Origin of the sequence: Azohydromonas australica DSM 1124, assembly GCF_000430725.1 — a bacterium.
GTDB lineage: Bacteria > Pseudomonadota > Gammaproteobacteria > Burkholderiales > Burkholderiaceae_C > Azohydromonas > Azohydromonas australica.
In genome coordinates this window covers 15658-32774 of record NZ_AUMO01000086.1, presented here as the reverse complement: position 1 = coordinate 32774, position 17117 = coordinate 15658, and the positions used below count along the sequence as shown (strand labels likewise).

15 protein-coding genes, 1 tRNA gene and 1 riboswitch are annotated in these 17117 nt (G+C 71.5%); of the genes, 5 read left to right on the top strand and 11 right to left on the bottom strand.

Annotated elements, in window-relative coordinates:
- Window positions 1-255 precede the first annotated feature (255 nt).
- Complete coding sequence (locus H537_RS43170) at window positions 256-1221, bottom strand: glycosyltransferase family 2 protein (protein ID WP_169517008.1); 966 nt, start codon at window positions 1219-1221, stop codon at window positions 256-258.
- 382 nt (window positions 1222-1603) lie between these two features.
- Window positions 1604-1726 carry a hypothetical protein gene (locus tag H537_RS56275; RefSeq protein WP_259375231.1) on the bottom strand — a complete coding sequence of 41 codons (123 nt, stop codon included), beginning with the start codon at window positions 1724-1726 and terminating at the stop codon, window positions 1604-1606.
- On the opposite strand from H537_RS56275, the gene H537_RS0114770 reads away from it, so the two are divergent.
- Window positions 1725-1973, top strand: coding sequence for a DUF4258 domain-containing protein (locus H537_RS0114770; protein WP_028998526.1), 249 nt, complete (start codon window positions 1725-1727; stop codon window positions 1971-1973). The genes H537_RS56275 and H537_RS0114770 overlap by 2 nt on opposite strands.
- Window positions 1970-2206: a DUF2283 domain-containing protein gene (locus H537_RS0114765; protein ID WP_028998525.1), complete on the top strand. Its 237-nt coding sequence runs from the start codon at window positions 1970-1972 to the stop codon at window positions 2204-2206. Before H537_RS0114770 ends, H537_RS0114765 begins: the two co-directional genes overlap by 4 nt.
- Before the next feature lie 392 nt (window positions 2207-2598).
- Here H537_RS0114765 and H537_RS0114760 read toward each other — a convergent pair.
- From H537_RS0114760 to H537_RS0114735, 6 genes are all read right to left on the bottom strand, one after another.
- A tRNA-Ser gene (locus tag H537_RS0114760) sits at window positions 2599-2688 on the bottom strand.
- Between the two features lie 67 nt (window positions 2689-2755).
- Window positions 2756-3754, bottom strand: coding sequence for a cobalamin-binding protein (locus H537_RS0114755; protein ID WP_051242656.1), 999 nt, complete (start codon window positions 3752-3754; stop codon window positions 2756-2758).
- 5 nt (window positions 3755-3759) lie between these two features.
- A complete protein-coding gene (locus tag H537_RS0114750) occupies window positions 3760-4536 on the bottom strand; it encodes an ABC transporter ATP-binding protein (protein WP_028998523.1) in 777 nt (258 codons plus the stop codon).
- Window positions 4533-5531, bottom strand: coding sequence for a FecCD family ABC transporter permease (locus H537_RS0114745; RefSeq protein ID WP_028998522.1), 999 nt, complete (start codon window positions 5529-5531; stop codon window positions 4533-4535). The genes H537_RS0114750 and H537_RS0114745 overlap by 4 nt, the downstream gene beginning before the upstream one ends.
- A gap of 12 nt (window positions 5532-5543) precedes the next feature.
- Window positions 5544-7445 (bottom strand): TonB-dependent receptor domain-containing protein, encoded by a 1902-nt coding sequence (locus tag H537_RS0114740; RefSeq protein WP_051242654.1) that lies wholly within the window; start codon window positions 7443-7445, stop codon window positions 5544-5546.
- 66 nt (window positions 7446-7511) lie between these two features.
- Window positions 7512-7771: riboswitch (cobalamin riboswitch) on the bottom strand.
- Window positions 7768-8595 carry a symmetrical bis(5'-nucleosyl)-tetraphosphatase gene (locus H537_RS0114735; protein WP_028998520.1) on the bottom strand — a complete coding sequence of 276 codons (828 nt, stop codon included), beginning with the start codon at window positions 8593-8595 and terminating at the stop codon, window positions 7768-7770. Its footprint overlaps the riboswitch before it by 4 nt.
- Before the next feature lie 75 nt (window positions 8596-8670).
- Here H537_RS0114735 and H537_RS0114730 point away from each other — a divergent pair, with 75 nt between their 5' ends.
- On the top strand, window positions 8671-9981 hold the full coding sequence (locus H537_RS0114730; RefSeq protein WP_028998519.1) for a hemolysin family protein: 1311 nt from the start codon (window positions 8671-8673) through the stop codon (window positions 9979-9981).
- A 255-nt stretch (window positions 9982-10236) separates the two neighbouring features.
- The gene (locus tag H537_RS0114725) at window positions 10237-10986 is read left to right on the top strand and encodes a SapC family protein (protein ID WP_028998518.1); all 750 of its coding nucleotides are present in this window, start codon (window positions 10237-10239) and stop codon (window positions 10984-10986) included.
- 81 nt (window positions 10987-11067) lie between these two features.
- Here the strand turns inward: H537_RS0114725 and H537_RS0114720 are convergent, their stop codons facing one another.
- Window positions 11068-11544, bottom strand: a complete 477-nt coding sequence (locus tag H537_RS0114720; protein WP_043458865.1) for a MarR family winged helix-turn-helix transcriptional regulator — start codon at window positions 11542-11544, stop codon at window positions 11068-11070.
- 613 nt (window positions 11545-12157) lie between these two features.
- Here H537_RS0114720 and H537_RS0114715 point away from each other — a divergent pair.
- Window positions 12158-13276, top strand: coding sequence for an NAD(P)/FAD-dependent oxidoreductase (locus H537_RS0114715; RefSeq protein WP_028998516.1), 1119 nt, complete (start codon window positions 12158-12160; stop codon window positions 13274-13276).
- 458 nt (window positions 13277-13734) lie between these two features.
- Here H537_RS0114715 and recD read toward each other — a convergent pair whose 3' ends face one another.
- Window positions 13735-15582: an exodeoxyribonuclease V subunit alpha gene (gene recD / locus H537_RS0114710; RefSeq protein ID WP_028998515.1), complete on the bottom strand. Its 1848-nt coding sequence runs from the start codon at window positions 15580-15582 to the stop codon at window positions 13735-13737.
- Between the two features lie 24 nt (window positions 15583-15606).
- Window positions 15607-17079 (bottom strand): DegQ family serine endoprotease, encoded by a 1473-nt coding sequence (locus H537_RS0114705; RefSeq protein ID WP_028998514.1) that lies wholly within the window; start codon window positions 17077-17079, stop codon window positions 15607-15609.
- Between the last annotated feature and the right edge of the window lie 38 nt (window positions 17080-17117).

Sequence of the window (17117 nt, the reverse complement as noted above, 5' to 3'; positions counted from 1 at the left end):
CATCAGTTCCACCGTGGTCGAAAACAGCAGCTCGCGCACGTACTGGTGCTGGGCGCGCTGAGCAAACACTTCGTCGATCCAGTCCGGATCCAGTGCCCGCTGCAGCGCCAGCCGTGCCATCAGCGTCACTGGAGAGTGGTGCGCAAAGCGCTCCACGACAGCATCCACCACTGTCATCGCACACCTCCACTTGCCATCGGGTGCGTCAGAGGAGGCAGCGTGCTAGCTAAATGGGCACCTTGAAAGGGATGGCGCTTAACGCAGCAGCAGGTGGCGCGTGTACGGCAGGAACTGCACGCCACCACGCAGGACGCACTCAATGTGCGCCCGCCAAGCGCTCAACCGGCGCCCGGCCTGGAGTTCGTGCTGCGAGACGACGTTGAGCGCGGTAACGCGCTTCTTGCGCAAGGCCCGCTTCACCGTTGCGGGCAAATCAAGCGGCAGGATATGGTCTCTGAATAGCACCAGGGAAAACGCCGCATAGGCTGCCGACTTGGATGCGGACGCGGGCGTGTCGGCATGAACGCGATACGTAGGCGTGTCGTCAAAGTGCATGCGCATGCCCTCGGCCAGCAGCCGGAAAAACAAGTACGTCCACTCGAAATACTGCAGCCGCATGTCGAAAAGGTCAGCTCGCACTGCCCCGGCGCGGAACATCGAGGCCGGCGACGCGAACCAGTTGCAGCGCAGAAAGCTCCCAGCAATGTCGGCGTTGACCGTGGCCGCAATGGACGCTGGCACCAAAGGCGTGTCGTGCCCACCGCGGCGCACCAGACCGGCACTCACTACTACGTCAATGCCCGGCCGAAACAGCCCCACGCGGCGCGCCAGCGCCCCATCTAAGAACTCGTCGTCGTCGTCGAGGAAAGCAAAGAATGCCCCTGACGCATGGCGCAGGCCGTGAAGGCGAGCCGCCGACACGTTGCCCTCATCGAGCTGCAGCACGCGCAATTCAGGCCGGGCCTGCAGTTCATCAACGATGTCCGGCTCAAAGCGCTGGCCATTGACCACCACAATCACCTCAAGGCGTACCCCTCTTTGGGCGCGGACGCTGGCGATGGCCCGGCGTAGTAGCGCGCCGCGCGCCTTGTCGCACATCGTCGGGATGATGACGGAAACGTGCTCGCCCATCTCGCCCATCTCGCCCATCTCTCCCATCTCTCCCATCTCTCCCATCTCTCCCATCTCTCCCATCTCTCCCATCTCTCCCATCTCTCCCATCTCTCCCATCTCGCCCTACCGTAGTTTTTTGGATCCCGGAATGTTACCCTCCGATACATTGAAAAGAGGCGGGTGGGGTGCCACATGGGCTGATTACCCATAAGAAGAATTACTGCATCTGGCACCCTACAGCTTGCCGGCAGCGAGGTGTCGGCGGACCGCCGCACGCGCGCCTGAGCGTCTTGACGGCCAACGACGCCAGCATCGCCAAGACGGCGGAGCACTTCGGCCTGAGCACGGCCACGGTCAAGCGTTACTGCAGCGCCGCCTGACTCCCAGCGGCTGGGCTCCGGCAGCGTGGGCGCCAGGCCGGCCTAACGCAGGAGGCGGTGCACGTCGCCGTCAGACACGGCGCGGTAGCCGCCAGCATGGGCCGGCAGCGTCAGGGCTGGAGCCGCTCGTCGTCGGAGCCCTGGACCACATCGTCGGCCACGGTCAGCGTGTCCACCGTCTCCATGGCCTCGCACTGCCCAGGTTGATCTGGATGTCGGCGATAGTGACCCATGCCCTACCGCTTCACCGCCCACGCGCTGGCCCGCATCTCAGAGCGGCACATCCCCAGCGAGTGGTTGGACGCGGTGCTGGACACCCCGCAGCGCGTGGTGCCGGCACAGCCGCCGCGCGAGGAGCGACAGGGCGTGTTCGAGCGCGACGGCAAGCCGGTGCTGCTTCGCGTGATTGTTGAAGGCGATCTGGTCATTACCGCGATGCTTACCAGCAAGCTCGACAAGTACGGAGTCCCCACGCCATGAAAGTCCAGTACGACCCCCAGGCCGATGCCATGTACATCCGGCTCGCCGCCGGGGAGGTGGCCGACAGCGATGAGGTGCGCGAGGGTGTAGTGATCGACTACGACGCGCAGGGGCGTGTGCTTGGCATTGAGCTGCTGGACGTGAGCCGCCGCACCGACAACCCGCGTGAGCTGTCGCTGGAGCTGCTGGCGCCACAGCCTTCGGGCGGGCTGGCGGCCTCCGGGGGGCCGTAGAAGGCCCAGGACGCGCTTGCAGCAGCTCGGATGGCCATCAGGGCCGGACGGGATAAAGACGCCGTTGAGACCCTTTCCCTGGCGTGCTTGTCAGCTCAGGTTCAGGTGTGTGCTCAGCATCGCCAGGACTGCCGAACATGCGGGAGGAGGGACGGGGACCTGTAACAAGAGCGAGCAGGCGCGGCGTGATACCGGTGAAGTACCGCAGCCGCGCTAGCATCGCCAGGGCGCGACTTCAGCCGTCGAGCCCGGGGCGGCGCAGCTCGGCCAGCTTGGCGTTCACGATGCAAAGCCGGGCAAGGAGGCCTTCAACGCTCGTCGTTAGATCGGCCACCGCCTCCTGTAGGACGGCGCCATCTACGGATGCCGTGAAACATTATGAGGGGTCGGGCTGGCGGAAGCGGTGGGATTCGAACCCACGGAGGGGATCAACCCTCGCCGGTTTTCAAGACCGGTGCCTTAAACCGCTCGGCCACGCTTCCTGGATGCTGTCGCCGCGTGACGCGTCATGCGACGAAGGCGCATTGTCGCATCAACCGCGGACGTCCCTCATGGCGGCGTGCGGCCGCGCACTTCGTCCAGCCGCCGGCACAGCTCCCCGGCACCCTGCAGCAAGCGGTCGGTGGGGCGGTGCAGGGTGTCGGCGTCGAGCAGCAGCAGCGCATCCTGGCGCGTGGCGCGCAGGCTGCGCAGCGCCTGCCAGCGCGCCAGCGGCTCGGGGCCGCCGCTGTCCTGGCGCGAGGCGGCGATGACGTCCGGATCGGCCTGCACCACCGCCTCCTCGCTCGCCGTGGGCGTGAGCGGGGCCAAGTCGGCGAAGACATTGCGCCCGCCGCACAGCTGCAGCGCCTGGCTGATGAAATGGCGGCCGCTGACGGTCAGCAGGGGCCGTTGCCAGATCTGGTAGAAAACCCGCAGTTCGCGCCGCCCCGCGTAGCGCGTGCGCAGCGCCTGCAGATCGCCCTCGTAGCGCCGCGCGGCGGCCTCGGCGTCGTCCGCGCTGCCGGCCAGCGCGCCCAGGCGGCGCAGCGTGGCGGCTACGTCCTCCAGGCGCTGCAGCCGGCTGAAGTACAGCGGCAGCTTCAGCGCCTGCAGCCGCTGCAGCTGCCGCGCGGCGGTGCCGTCGGCCCACACCACCACCACGTCCGGCCGCAACGCCACGATGCGCTCCAGGTCCAGCTGCGCGCTGTCGCCGACACGCGGCAGCCGCCGCGCCGCGGCGGGGAAGTCGCTCCACGCGTCCACGCCCACCACCCGGTCGCCCGCGCCGGCGGCGAACAGCAGCTCGGTCAGGTGCGGCGCCACGCTCACGATGCGCCGCGCCGGGTGCGGCAACGACAATTCGTGGCCCTCGTCGTCGCGTAGGCGCAGCGGCGCGTCCAGAGCCGGCGCCGCCGCGGGAGCCGCTGCTTGCTTGGGCGCCGGTGCCGCCACGGACGCCGGGCCGGGTGCGGCGGCAGCCGATCCGGCCAGCCCCAGGCCTGCTGCCAGCGCCAGTAGCCTGGCCGCGTTCCGAAACCGGCGCGAACGCGTGCTGCCGTGCCGCATGGCCTTCAGTCCGCCACGAACACGGTGCGGCCCTGCACCTCGCCGCGGTGCACGCGGTGGCCAAAGGCGTTCGATAGGCCTTCGGCGCTCATCACCGCGTCCGCGGGCCCGGCCTGCGCCGGTACGCCCGCGCGGCCCAGCAGCAGCGCGTGGGTGGCGAAGCGGTGGGCCAGGTTGAAATCGTGGATGGACAGCAGCACGGCGTGGCCTTCGCGTTGTGCGAGCGCGCGCAGGTGTTCTAGCAGTCCCACCTGGTGCGGCAGGTCCAGGTGCGCCAGCGCCTCGTCGAGCATCAGCAGGCGCGGGGCCTGCGCCAGCAGCGCGGCGATGCCCACGCGCTGGCGCTCGCCGCCGGAGAGCGCGCGCACGTCGCGCGCCTCGAAGCCGTCCAGGTCCACCGCCGCCAGCGCGGCGCGCGCGATGCGGTGGTCGTCCTCCGACTCCCAGCCCCAGCGCGGCAGGTAGGGGTGGCGGCCGGTGAACACCACCTCCAGCACCGGGCTGGAGAAGGCGTCGTGCAGCTGCTGCGGCAGCAGCCCGCGCCGGCGCGCGGCCTCCAGCGGCGACCACGCTTCCAGGGGCATGCCTTCCAGCAGCACCTGCCCGCCCTGCGCCGGCCGCAGCCCGGCCAGCGTGTGCAGCAGCGTGCTCTTGCCGCTGCCGTTGGGGCCCAGCAGCGCCCAGCACTGGCCGGGCTCGATGCGCAGGTCCAGCCTCTCGGCCAGCGTGCGCGCGCCCGCGCGCAGCGTCAGCCCGATGGCCTGCAGCAGCGCGGCGCTCATCGCCGCCCCTCCGCGCGCAGCAGCAGCGCGATGAAGGCCGGCGCGCCCAGCAGCGCCATCACCACGCCCACGGGCAGCTGCTGCGGGGCCACGGCGGTGCGCGCCAGGGTGTCGGCCAGCAGCAGCAGCGTGCCGCCGCCCAGGGCGCAGGCCGGCAGCAGCACGCGCTGGTCGTTGCCGATGAGCAGCCGCAGCGCGTGCGGCGCCACCAGCCCCACGAAGCCCACCGCGCCGGCGGTGGCCACCGCCACCGCCGCGGCCAGCGAGGCCAGCAGGTACAGCGCGCGCTGCAGCCACGCCACGCGCACGCCCAGCGCCTGCGCGCCGGCGGCGCCGCGCAGCAGCAGGTTCAACTCGCGCGCCAGCGGCCACAGCACGAGCAGCAGGCCCGCCAGCGCTGCCAGCGGCCAGCCCGGTGCGTCGGCACCGGCGAGGTCGCCGCTGAGCCAGAACAGCATCCCGCGCAGCTGCGCCTCCGGCACCAGCGTCAGCAGCAGCAGCGTCACGGCGGCCCACAGCGCCGCCAGCATCACGCCGGTGAGCAGCAGCCGCGGCACGCTGCCTTCGCTCTCGCCGAGCTGCGGCTGCCAGGCGCGGCGCGCCAGGCCGAAGAGCAGCAGGGTGGAGGTGAGCGCGCCGGCGAAGGCGCCGAGCTGCAGCGTCAGCAGCCCGCCGCCGAGCAGGAGCGCGATGAGCGAGCCCACCGCCGCGCCGCCGGAGGTGCCCAGCACGTAGGGATCGGCCAGCGGGTTGCGCAGCAGCACCTGCATCAGCGCGCCGGCCAGCGCCAGCAGCGCGCCGCTGGCAAAGGCGGAGAGTGCGCGCGGCAGCCGCAGCGCGTGCAGCACCTGCGCCGCGGGGCTGTCGTCGGGGTGCAGCAGCAGCCGCGGCAGCTCCGCCAGCGCGATCTCGCTGCTGCCGCTGGCCAGCGCCACGCCCAGTGCGGCGGCAGCCAGCAGCGCCAGTAGCAGCCAGATGCGCAGGGCGCGGAGCATGGGGAGCGCCGCTTACTTGGCCGCGTATTCCAGCGCCACGAAGAACTTGCGGCCTGGGGTGTTGAAGCCCTGCACCAGTTCGTAGCGCTTGTCGGCCACGTTGTTCAGGCGGGCCGACAGCCGCAGCTCGGGCGTAAGGGCATAGCCCGCGTGCAGATTCACCAGGGCATAGCCGCCCATGCGGGAAGCCACGGTATTGGCCTCGTCTGCGAACCGCGCGCCGCTGGTCACCAGTTCGACGCCGGCACGCCAGGGGCCGGGCGTCCAGTTCAGACTGGCGCTGCCGTAGTGCTTGGCGCGCCGTTGCAGGCGCAGGCCTGTGTCGGCGTTCTCGGCATCCTGACGTGTCCATTCGGTGCGCACGTTCCACGCACTGGTCGTGTAGGCCGCGTCCAGCGTGGCGCCCCGGATGCGCGCCCGGGCCACGTTGTCCACCGTGTGCAGAGTGGGATCGATTGCATCAGTACTCTGGTCGATGAGGTCGCGGATGCGGTTGTTGAACACCACCAGCCCGCCACGCCAGCCCGAGCGCTCATAGCGCAGGGCGGCCTCGACATTGCGGGCCCGCTCGGGCTTCAAGTTCGGGTTGCCGGTATAGAAGTAGGGGAAGCCTGGGAAACTGAAGTCGGTCAGCGGGAAATACAGGTCATTGAAGGTAGGTGCCTTGAACGCCGTGCCCGCGCTGGCCGACAGGCGCCAGGCCGGATCGAACTGCCAGCCATAAGCCAGCTTGCCGGTGCCGTGGCCGCCGAACTGCGAATCATCGTCGTGGCGCACTGACAGTTCCAGCAGTTGCCGTTGCCAAGCCAGTGCATAGCTGCCGAACACGGCGGCCACATGGCGTTGCGTGCGAGTGAACGTACTGTCCGTGTCCACTTTTTCGCGGCGCCACTCCAGTCCGGCCGCCACTTTGCCTCCCAGCGCTTGCAGGTCGTTCTGCCACGTCAGCTGATCCTGGTCGGTGCGGAAGCGGCCCGGGAAGGCGCCGGTGGTGACGCTGTCGTCAGTTCCGCGGGCCAGACGCAGCGTGCTGCGCCAGTTCGGCGTGATGCGGTTGCGGCTCTCCACCGACAGGCGGCTCAGGCGCTGGTGGTTCAGGTCATCCGTGGTCGGCGTACCGTCGAAATGCGTTTTGGCGTCGCTTTGCAGCCAGCGCAGAGCCAGGGCTTGGTCCGCGGCCAGCTCATGTTCCACACCCAGGCTGATGTGGCGGTTGCGGTAGCGGTCGTCGTCGGGATTGAACGCCCCCTGCGTGTTGGTCGGGCTGGCAGCCGAGAAGGCATCGGTACGGGTGTAGCCGGCCTGCACGGACAGCGATGTGGCACCAAAGCGGCGACCTAGGCCGGCAGAGATCTCACGCAGGCGGTCGCTGCCCACGCCAACGCGGGCCTCGGTGCGTTCGCCCTGCTTGGTGAACACCTGAATCACGCCGCCGATCGCGTCGGCGCCGTAGAGGCTGCTGCCCGGGCCGCGCAGCACTTCCACGCGCTCAATCTGCGACAGCGGGATGTGCTCGAAGGCGTTGGTGCCGGCGGTGGCCGAGTTGATCCGTACGCCGTCCACCAGCAGCAGCACATGGTTGGCGTTGGCGCCGCGGATGAAGATGCCCGTGGTCTGGCCTGGGCCTCCATTGCTGATGATTTCCACGCCTGCTTGTGTCTGCAGCAATTCGGGCAGCGACATCGAGCCCGCTTGGTGGATCTGTTCAGCGTCGATCACGCGTACATCCGACAGTGCGGAGGACACGGGCTGCGACAAGCGCGTGGCCGTCACCACCACCGGCTGCACCGGCACCGCGGCCTGCGCGACGTTGTAGGGCGCTTGAGCCACCGCCTCGGCGGCGCGGGCGATGGGGGTGAGGGCGAGCAGGGCCAGGCCGCACAGCGCGGCGGGCCGAAGGGAAGCGGACTTCATCGGACAGGTCTCCGGCAGCCAGCGTCCCCGCAGGCTACAGTGGCATGAAGCCACGGCCAGGGCCGCGGCGGCGATGCATTCGAGGCCGGTATCCGGGCTCGCAGGCCGCGGGCGGTGCAACACACCGCGCGCCTCGCTCGCATCGCCTTCCCACGGGTCGCGCGACCCGCAGTGGCTTCGTGATGGGCGAACTGGCCTGCCTACCGGTGCGGGGGCAGCGCAGGCCTGGACGGCTTCAGCCGGGACTCATGCCCCGCCGCGCCGCTTCACCTGCTTCCCGTTCAACCCCCGGGACGACCGGGGGCACCTGAAGCGGCGCGCATCATACCGGGCCCGGTACTTGCGCCTGCTGACACGCCACCTGCGTCACCTCGCGCCGGCCGCCGTCCACGCGCACCGCCGTGAGCTGTCCGCCCCAGACGCAGCCGGTGTCCAGCGCCAGCAGGTCGGGGCGGTTCACCAGCCCCAGCGTGCTCCAGTGGCCGAAGGCCACGGGCTCGCCCGCGCTGCGCCGCCCGGGCGCCTCGAACCACGGCGCCAGCCCGGGCGGGGCCTGCAGCGCGCCGTTCTTGGTCTTGAAGTCCAGCGTGCCGTCGGCGGCGACGAAGCGCACGCGCGTGAGCACGTTGACCACGAAACGCCAGCGGTCGGCGCCGCGCAGGTCCTCGCGCCAGCGCGCAGGCTCGTTGCCGTACATAACGAAGAGGAAGTCGCGCAGGTCCGGGCCGCGCAGCATCGCCTGCACCTCGTCGGCCAGCGCCAGCGCCTGCGCCGCGTCCCACTGCGGCGGCAGCCCGGCATGCACGCACAGCCAGCCTTCGCGCCGCAACGCCAGCGGGCGCTGGCGCACCCAGTCGATCCAGGCCTCGCGCTCGGGCGTCTGCAGGATGTCGCGCAGGGTGTCGCTGCGGTGCTCGGGGCGCACGCCGTGCGCCACGGCCAGCAGGTGCAGGTCGTGGTTGCCCAGCAGCGCGTCGGCGGCGTCGCCCAGGTCGCGCAGCCGCCGCAGCGTGGGCAGCGAGGCCGGGCCGCGGTTGACGAGGTCGCCCAGCACCGTGAGACGGTCGCGGGAAGGGGAGAAGTCCAGCTCGGCCAGCAGCCGGTCGAACGCGTCGCAGCAGCCCTGCAGGTCGCCGATGAGATAGTGCATTCGAGGGATTCTGCTACGCTCACCCGCCACTTCTTCCCGGTGCGGGCGCTGGACAAGGCACGCCGCACCCGTTCGATGGACTTTGCGCTACTGGTATTCCTGATCCTGCTCAACGGGCTGTTCGCCATGTCGGAGATGGCGCTCACGGCCAGCCGTAAGGCGCGGCTGCAGGTCATGCTGGAGGCGGGCGAGCCCGGCGCGCAGGCCGCGCTGGACCTGCACGACAACCCCACCAAGTTCCTCTCCACGGTGCAGATCGGCATCACGTCGATCGGCGTGCTCAACGGCATCGTGGGCGAGAACGCCTTCTCGCAGCCGCTGTCGCAGTGGCTCATCCAGACGCTGCACGTGCCCGAGCACGCCGCCGCCGTGACGGCCACGGCGCTGGTGGTGATCATCATCACCATCCTGACCATCATTTTCGGCGAGCTGGTGCCCAAGCGCGTGGGCCAGCTGTTCCCGGAGCAGGTGGCGCGGCTGGTGGCGCTGCCGATGGAGGGGCTGAGCGCCATCGCGCGGCCCTTCGTGGTGCTGCTGTCGGTGTGCACCGAGGCGGTGCTCAAGCTGCTGGGCATCCGCAACGCCGCCAGCCGCAGCGTGACGGAAGAGGAGATCGCCGCGCAGTTGGAGGAGGGCGTGGACGCCGGGGTGATCGAGGCCCAGGAGCACCAGATGGTGCGCAACGTGTTCCGCCTGGACGATCGCCAGATCGGCTCGATGATGATCCCGCGCGCCGACATCCAATGGCTCGACGCCTCGGCCACCGCTGCCGACATCCAGGACGTGCTGGCCGAGGGCGGGCACTCGCGCTACCCGGTGTGCCGCGGCGACCTCAACGACGTGGTGGGCGTGGTCGCGGCGCAGGCGCTGCTGCGCCAGGTGCTGGCGGGGCAGGCGCTCGACATCGCCGACCACCTCACGCCGCCGGTGTTCGTGCCCGAGACGCTCTCGGGCATGGAGCTGCTGGAGCACTTCCGTGCCTCGGGCGCGGAGATGGTGTTCGTGGTGGACGAGTACGGTGAGGTGCAGGGCGTCATCACGATCCGCGACCTGCTCGAAGCCATCACTGGTGAGTTCAGCGGCGGCGGCGGCGTTGACGAGCAGCCCTGGGCCACGCCGCGCGACGACGGCAGCTGGCTGCTCGACGGCCTGATCCCTGTGCCCGAGCTCAAGGACCGGCTCGCGCTCAAGGAGCTGCCCGAGGAGGAGCGCGGCCGCTACAACACCCTGGCCGGCATGGTGCTGCTGCTGCTGGGCCGGCTGCCCAAGACCGCCGACACGGTCGAATGGGCCGACTGGCGCTTCGAGGTGGTGGACCTGGACGGCAAGCGCATCGACAAGGTGCTGGCCACGCCGCTGACCGCCGCCGCCCGGGCCGGGGACTGAGGCCAGTTCTTCTTCGAGGGTGAAGCAAATCCCGTTCGCCCTGAGCCTGTCGAAGGGCAGGCGCCCGGATGTCGCCGCGAGGGCTTCGACAAGCTCAGCCCGAACGGGTTCTCATTTCAGCGCCAGCGAAATCGGTGATGAGCCGGCGCTCGCGCGTTCCCCCATCACCCTTCCCGATTCCGGCCCCGGACGCCGCGGCCACCGCCGCCGCGCCGTGGCCGCCGCAGTCATCAACCACATCCCGCGAGGACTCCCATGATCAATCCCGCCTTGCACCGCGATCCCGTGGCGCTGGACCGCAACCACCACCGCACGCTGCGGCTGCAGCTGCCCGTGGACCTGGCCGCCGCGGCGGGCAAGCTCAACGCCTGCTTCCTGCACGGCGCGGAGTTCCCGCAGGCCTGCCTGGAATACCCGATCGTGTTCGTGCGCGTGGGCGCCGACGACGCCGGGCAGCCGCAGGTGGCGCCCATGGCGGTGCTGGGCCTCACGCGCGACGAGAACCTGTACCTGCGCCCGGACGGCGGCTGGGTCGCGCAGTACCTGCCGGCACAGCTGCGGGTCTACCCCTTCGCGCTGGCGCAGGTGGACGCGCAGCAGGCCGCGCTGTGCATCGACCGCAGCTACAAGGGCGTGTCCGAGACGGAGGGCGACGCGCTGTTCGATGCCGAGGGCAACCCGTCGGCGCTGGTGCAGCGCATGCAGCAGCAGCTGCCCGAGCTCGAAGCCGAGGCGCAGCGCACGCGCCGTGGCTGCGAGCGGCTGATGGAGCTGGAGCTGCTGCAGGAGATGCGGCTGGACATCAGCCAGGGCGAGGGCGGCCCCTCGCTGCGCGTGGACGGCTTCATGGCCGTGGCCGAGGAGCGGCTGCTCAAGCTCGACGACGCGACGCTGGCCGAACTCTCGCGCAACGGGCTGCTGCGCCTGATCCACGCGCACCAGATCTCGATGGTGCACCTGCGCCACCTGGCCGAGCGGCGCGCGACGCGCGCGGCGGCGCACTGAGCAGTTCTTCTTCCCCTCGCCCCCGCTGCGCGGGGGCGAGGGCGGGGTGAGGAGGGAGCGGTCGCGCCAGCGACCGGGCCTTCAGACCCCGGTCTGCTCGCGGTGGTGCGACAGCAGCCGCTCCAGCAGTTTGTCGAACTGCTTGCGCTCGTTGGGCGAGAACACGCCGAAGACCTCCTCGTTGTGGCGCTCGATGAGCGCCATCACCTTGCGCCAGGCCGCGCGGCCGGACGCGGTGAGCGTGAGCACCACGCCGCGCGCGTCGGCCGAGTTGGCCTGCTTGCGCACCAGGCCCTGGTCGGCCAGCGACTGCGCCGCGCGGCTGGCCTGCGCCTTGTTCAGCCGCGCCCGGGCGGCCAGCTCCACCACCGACAGCGGCTCGAAGGCACCGATGGCCGCCAGGCAGCGCGCGTCGCCCGGGGCGACGCCGCTGGCGCGCAGCCCGCTGCCGCTGCCGAAGGCATCGCTGAGCTTGTAGAGCTCGTGCAGCCGGTGACTGAGCAACGCATCCAGCGCCGGCGGAGGAGTACGGGTGGCAGGCTTAGAACGGGTTGACATGGACGGCTCGCTGTTTCTGTACCGAAGGGAAAGCCAGTGTACCGAGCACGCAGTCGTGTTGCGCACTCAACCGCCCATTTCGACGAGGGCGGCCGGCCCAGCCCGCCCCGGCGTCGTGGAAAACCCGCTGCGGCGGCACCGGTGCGGCACCGCCGAGACGGCCACGGGCCGTGGCGCACACAACCATGGCAAGCGGCGCGCCCGCGATGGGCGCGTAAATGGGGCAGCCGCCATGCCCAGGGCGCTTCGGTGTGCCCGGCAACCATCGATACTCCCCTTGGCTCGCGCAGCCCATGGATGCATGCTGGACGAACCACCGCGCCCGCCCCGTGCCGGCGCACGCCGTTGCCGCCGCAGCCAGGGCGCGGCACCGGCGCCGGTTGCGCGTGCGCGGTGCATGCTCGGGGCTCGCACGCCCGGTGCGCCGCACCGCCGGGCCGGCTCCGGCCCGCCACGTAATTCTTTCTATGCACAACGCCATGCCGATCGATTTCCTTCACGACACGGCGCCGCGCCGCGCGGCCGCCGCTGAAGCCCCCTGTGCGAAGCCGCTGTCCGGGGCGTCCCGGACAGCTCAGGTGCCCCGGGCGCTGCGCCATCAGGGGAGCCGGCCATGAGCGTCGAGCGCGTCGATACCGTCGTCGTGGGCGCCGGCGTGGTCGGGCTGGCGGTGGCGCGGGCCCTGGCGCAGCGCGGGCACGAGGTGCTGGTGCTGGAGGCCGCCACCGCCATCGGCACTGGCACGAGCTCGCGCAACAGCGAGGTTATCCACGCCGGTCTGTACTACCCCACCGGCTCGCTCAAGGCGCGCCTGTGCGTGCAGGGGCGCGAGCGCCTGTACGACTACTGCGCCGAGCGCGGCCTGGGCCACCGGCGTTGCGGCAAGCTCATCGCCGCCACGGACGAGGCGCAGGTCGCCGCGCTGCGCGCGCTGCAGGCCCAGGCGCTGGCCAACGGCGTGGGCGACGTGCAGTGGCTCGACGGCGCCCAGGCGCGCGAGCTGGAGCCGCAGCTGCGCGCCGTGGCGGGGCTGCTGTCGCCCTCCACCGGCATCGTGGACAGCCACGCGCTGATGCTGAGCCTGCTGGGCGACGCCGAAGCCGCCGGCGCCATGCTGGCGCTGGCCAGCCCGGTGCTCTCGGGCCGGGTCACGGCGCAGGGCATCGAGCTGCAGGTCGGCGGCGAGCAGCCCATGGCGCTGCTGGCGCAGCGCGTGGTCAACAGCGCCGGGCACGGGGCGCCGGCGCTGGCCGGCCGCATCCAGGGCCTGGCGCCGCAGCACGTGCCGCGCGCCTGGGCCTGCAAGGGCCACTACTTCAGCCTGCGCGGGCGCAGTCCCTTCGCGCGGCTGGTGTACCCGCTGCACGACGCGGCCGGCCTGGGCGTGCACCTCACGCTGGACCTGGGCGGCCAGGCGCGCTTCGGCCCCGACACGCAGTGGCTGGACGATGCCGATCCGGCCACCTTCGATTACCGCGTGGACGAGTCGCGCATCCCGGCTTTCGAGGCTGCCATCCGCCGCTACTGGCCGGCACTGCCGGACGGGGCGCTGGCGCCGGCCTACACCGGCGTGCGGCCCAAGATCAGCGGCCCGGGCCAGCCCGCGGCGGATTTCCGTATCGATGCTGCGGCGCAGCACGGCGTGCCCGGCCTGGTGAACCTGTTCGGCATCGAGTCGCCCGGCCTCACCGCCTGCTTGGCGCTGGCGGAGCACGTCGCGGCGCAGGTGTGAATGCGGACGCAACCAAAAAATGTGCTGCAGCGCAGCAAACTTGTGCAAGCTCCGGGTAAGGGTTGGCCCGCTGCAACGAGGGGTGGGTGAGCCCTAGCATGGCTTTCCCTGACCACGCCCAACGGAGTACGGCATGCTGAAACACCGGTGCACGACCCCAGGCTGCTTCGAGCTGCTGGACCACAGCGGCTTGTGTCAGCGCTGCAGCGAAGGCGAAACGCCCCAGCGCCGCGGCCCGGTGACGGCACGTGACCTGTTCTATTCCAAGGTCTACGGCGGCCGGGATGCGGAAGTCACCCGCTACCGCCTCGATCACCAGGCCCAGGCTTCCTGCAGTCCAAAGAATCACGGTTCCTCGCCACATTGTTGAAAACCCGTTGAAGGGCCGTCCCGCCTGAGGCACGGCCCGAACCGCAACCGCTCCGTTCCAGCCCCGCCTCGCGCGGGGCTGGTTCTTTTCAGGGGCCGAATTCCTCGCGCAGCCGCGCGCCCAATCCCGAATTTCGCCGTGTGGGCGCGGCAATGGCGCCCTCGATGGCCGCCGCGCTGCCCACCACCGTGACGTGCGAGCGCGCGCGTGTGAGTCCGGTGTGGAGCAGTTCCCGGCTCAGGACCCGGCTGGCCTGCGCGGGCAGCACCAGCAGCACCTCCTTGAACTCCGAGCCCTGCGCGCGGTGCACGCTCAGCGCGAAGGCGCCCTGGTGCGGCGGCAACCGTGCCGGCGCCACGGCGCGCGCGCCCGAAGGCGACGCAAACACCACCCGCAGCGCGCCATCGGCCCCGGGCAGCGCGATGCCCACGTCGCCGTTGAACAACTGCAACCCGTCGTCGTTGCGCGTGACAAGCACCGCACGGCCCGGGTACCACAGCGCTTGCGGGGCCGCGTTCACGACGCGGCGTGCATGAGACGCAACCAGCTCGTCCAGCACTGCCACCCCGCGATCACCTTCGCGCAGCGCTGCCAGCACGCGGAAGCGGTCGAAGGCGGTTGTGACCGCATCCACGTCGTGCGGGTCGCGGCGCAGCGCTTCGAAAAAGGGCGCAAAGCCTGTCAGCAGGCACTGTTGCGCGGCAGGCGAGAGCGTGGGTTGGCTTTGGGGCAGCCATCGCAGCGAGCCTGCCGGCCGGGCTGGCGCACCGTCCGTGGCGGCCGGCGCCTGCGCCTGGTGCAGCAGCGCCAGCGCTTGCGCGCCGTGGCCCGCGTTGACGGCCCGTGCCAGGCGGCCCAGGGGCGAGTCCGCGCCGAACCTGAAGTTGCGCCGCAGCCACACCACGTGGTCCGCGAGCCCGGTGCGCTGCACCGCTGCGGGGGGCGGGACGATGGCCGCCGGGTCCAGGCCGCACAGCGTGGCCAGCTCCCGGAGGCAGGCCGGGCTGAGCCCGGGATCGGCCGCCACTTCGGCGAAGACCTGTCCGGCCTCCACGGCGGCGAGCTGGTCCTTGTCGCCCAGCAGCACGATGCGCGCGCTCGCCGGCACGGCCTCCAGCAGCCGCGCCGCCAGCGCCAGGTCCAGCATGGAGGCCTCGTCCACCACCAGCACGTCGATCGGCAGCAGGTGGCCGGCGTGGTGCTTGAAGCCGCCGCCGCGGCCGCCATGCCCGCCCAACAGGCGGTGCACGGTCAAGGCCTGGGTGGGCAGCCGCGCGCGCAGGTCCGGCGGCAGCTGCGGGCCGTGCTCGCGCATCGCCGCGGCCAGCCGCGCCGCCGCCTTGCCGGTGGGCGCGGCCAGGGCGATGCGGCTGTGCGGAGCCTGCGCCAGCAGGCAGCCCAGCAGCTTCACCACCGTGGTGGTCTTGCCCGTGCCCGGGCCGCCGCTGACCACCAGCAGCCGCCGGCGCAGCGCCAGCGCGGCGGCCAGCTGCTGCCAGTCGGCCTCGCCATTCCGCCGTGCGTCGCCGGCAGCAAAGAGCTCGTGCAGCAGCGCTTGGGCGCACGGCGCGACGGGCGTGCCGTCCACGGCGCGCGCGGCCTGTGCCAGCCGGCGTGCCAGGCGGCGCTCCAGGTCGAAGTGGCGGTGCAGGTACAGCCGCTCGCCGTCCAGGATCAGCGGCATCGCGCCCGGCGCCTGCGGCGTGCCGACGATGCGCGAGGCGCGCAGCCCCGCGCACAGCCTGTCCGCCTCGGCCAGCTCGTCAAGCTGCAGGCAGACGTGGCCCTCGCTGGTGGCCAGGCTCAGCGCCGACGCGGCGCGCGCGGCGAGCGCGGCGTCCTCGGGGCTGGCGCCGACCTCCAGCGCCCACTGCTGCACCTGCTGGGCGAAGCCCTGGGCAAGGTCGTGGGCGGGGGACGGGAAGTCGCTCGGCACTGCAACCGATCCGCTGCGCCGGCGTCACCCCTTGCCCACCGGCACCGGCACGAACAGGCTCGCCTCTCCGCGCCGCACCAGCAGCGCCACGCTGCCGCCAGCGGGGGCCTGGGCCAGTCGGCGCTGGAAATCCTCCAGGCTGCCGAAGCGCTGGCCGTTGACGGCGACGATCACGTCGCCCTGCTGCAGCCCCGCGCGCGCCACGCCCGGCTGCAGCTCTTCCACCACCAGTCCGTACTCCACGCCCAGCGCGCGCCGCGCTGCCGGTGGCAGCTCGCTCACGGCGATGCCCAGCTGCACCGAGGTCGGCTTCGGTGCCACGCCCTGCGCGGCCGGCTGGGCCTGTGCCACCTGCGGGTTCGGCGCCGCCGCCACCGTGGCCCGGACCGTGGCGCTGGCGCCGTTGCGCCAGACCTCGACCGGCACCTCGGTGCCCGGCTTGGTGCCCGCCACCATGCGCGGCAGCGCCGTGGCGTCGGCCACCGCCTGCTCGCCGAAGCGCAGGATCACGTCCCCCGGCACGATGCCGGCCTTGGCCGCCGGGCTGCCCGGCTCCACTGCCGTCACCAGCGCGCCGCGCGCGCTGTCGAGCTTGAAGGACTGCGCCAGCGGCTCGCTCACCTCCTGGATGCCGATGCCCAGCCGCCCGCGCGTGACGTGCCCGGTGGTGCGCAGCTGCTGGGCGATGTCCATCGCCATGTCGATGGGGATCGCGAAGGAGATGCCCATGTAGCCGCCCGAGCGGCTGTAGATCTGCGAGTTGATGCCCACCACCTCGCCGCGCATGTTCAGCAGCGGGCCGCCGGAGTTGCCGGGGTTTACCGCCACGTCGGTTTGGATGAAGGGCACGTAGGTCTCGTCCGGCAGCGAGCGCTGCGTGGCGCTGACGATGCCGGCGGTGATGGTGTTGGCGAAGCCGAAGGGCGAGCCGATGGCCGCCACCCACTCGCCCGGCTGCAGCTGCGCCGAGTGGCCGATGGGCGCCACGGGCAGGTTGGGGGCGTCGACCTTGAGCAGCGCCACGTCGGTGAGCGTGTCGCTGCCCACCACGCGCGCCTTGTACTCGCGCTTGGAGTCCGCCAGCCGCACCGTCACCTCCTCGGCGTCGGCCACCACGTGGGCGTTGGTCAGGATGTGGCCTTGCGCGTCGATCACGAAGCCCGAGCCGATGCCCTGGCTGCGCTGCTCGGGCTGCTGGTCTGGCGGCGGCATGAAGCGGCGGAAGAACTCCGACAGCGGATCGCCTGGCGGCAGCGGTTGCCCCGGCTGTGCCCGCGCTGCCTGCACCGTGGTGACGTTGACCACCGCCGGCCCGACCTTCTTCACCAGCGCCGTGAAGTCGTTGGCCCCGGCCGGCAGCGGGCCGATGGCCGCCGCCGGCGCGCTGGCGGGCGCGGAAGCCGCGGTGGCGGGCGGCGCCTCGGTCGTGGAGCGGGGTCCGCAGCCGGCCAGCAGGGCAGCCAGCAGCAGGGCGGTGGAGGAAATGCGGGGCGTCATGGTGGCCTCGATCGGTCGGAAATGTGCCCCGCGTTTGG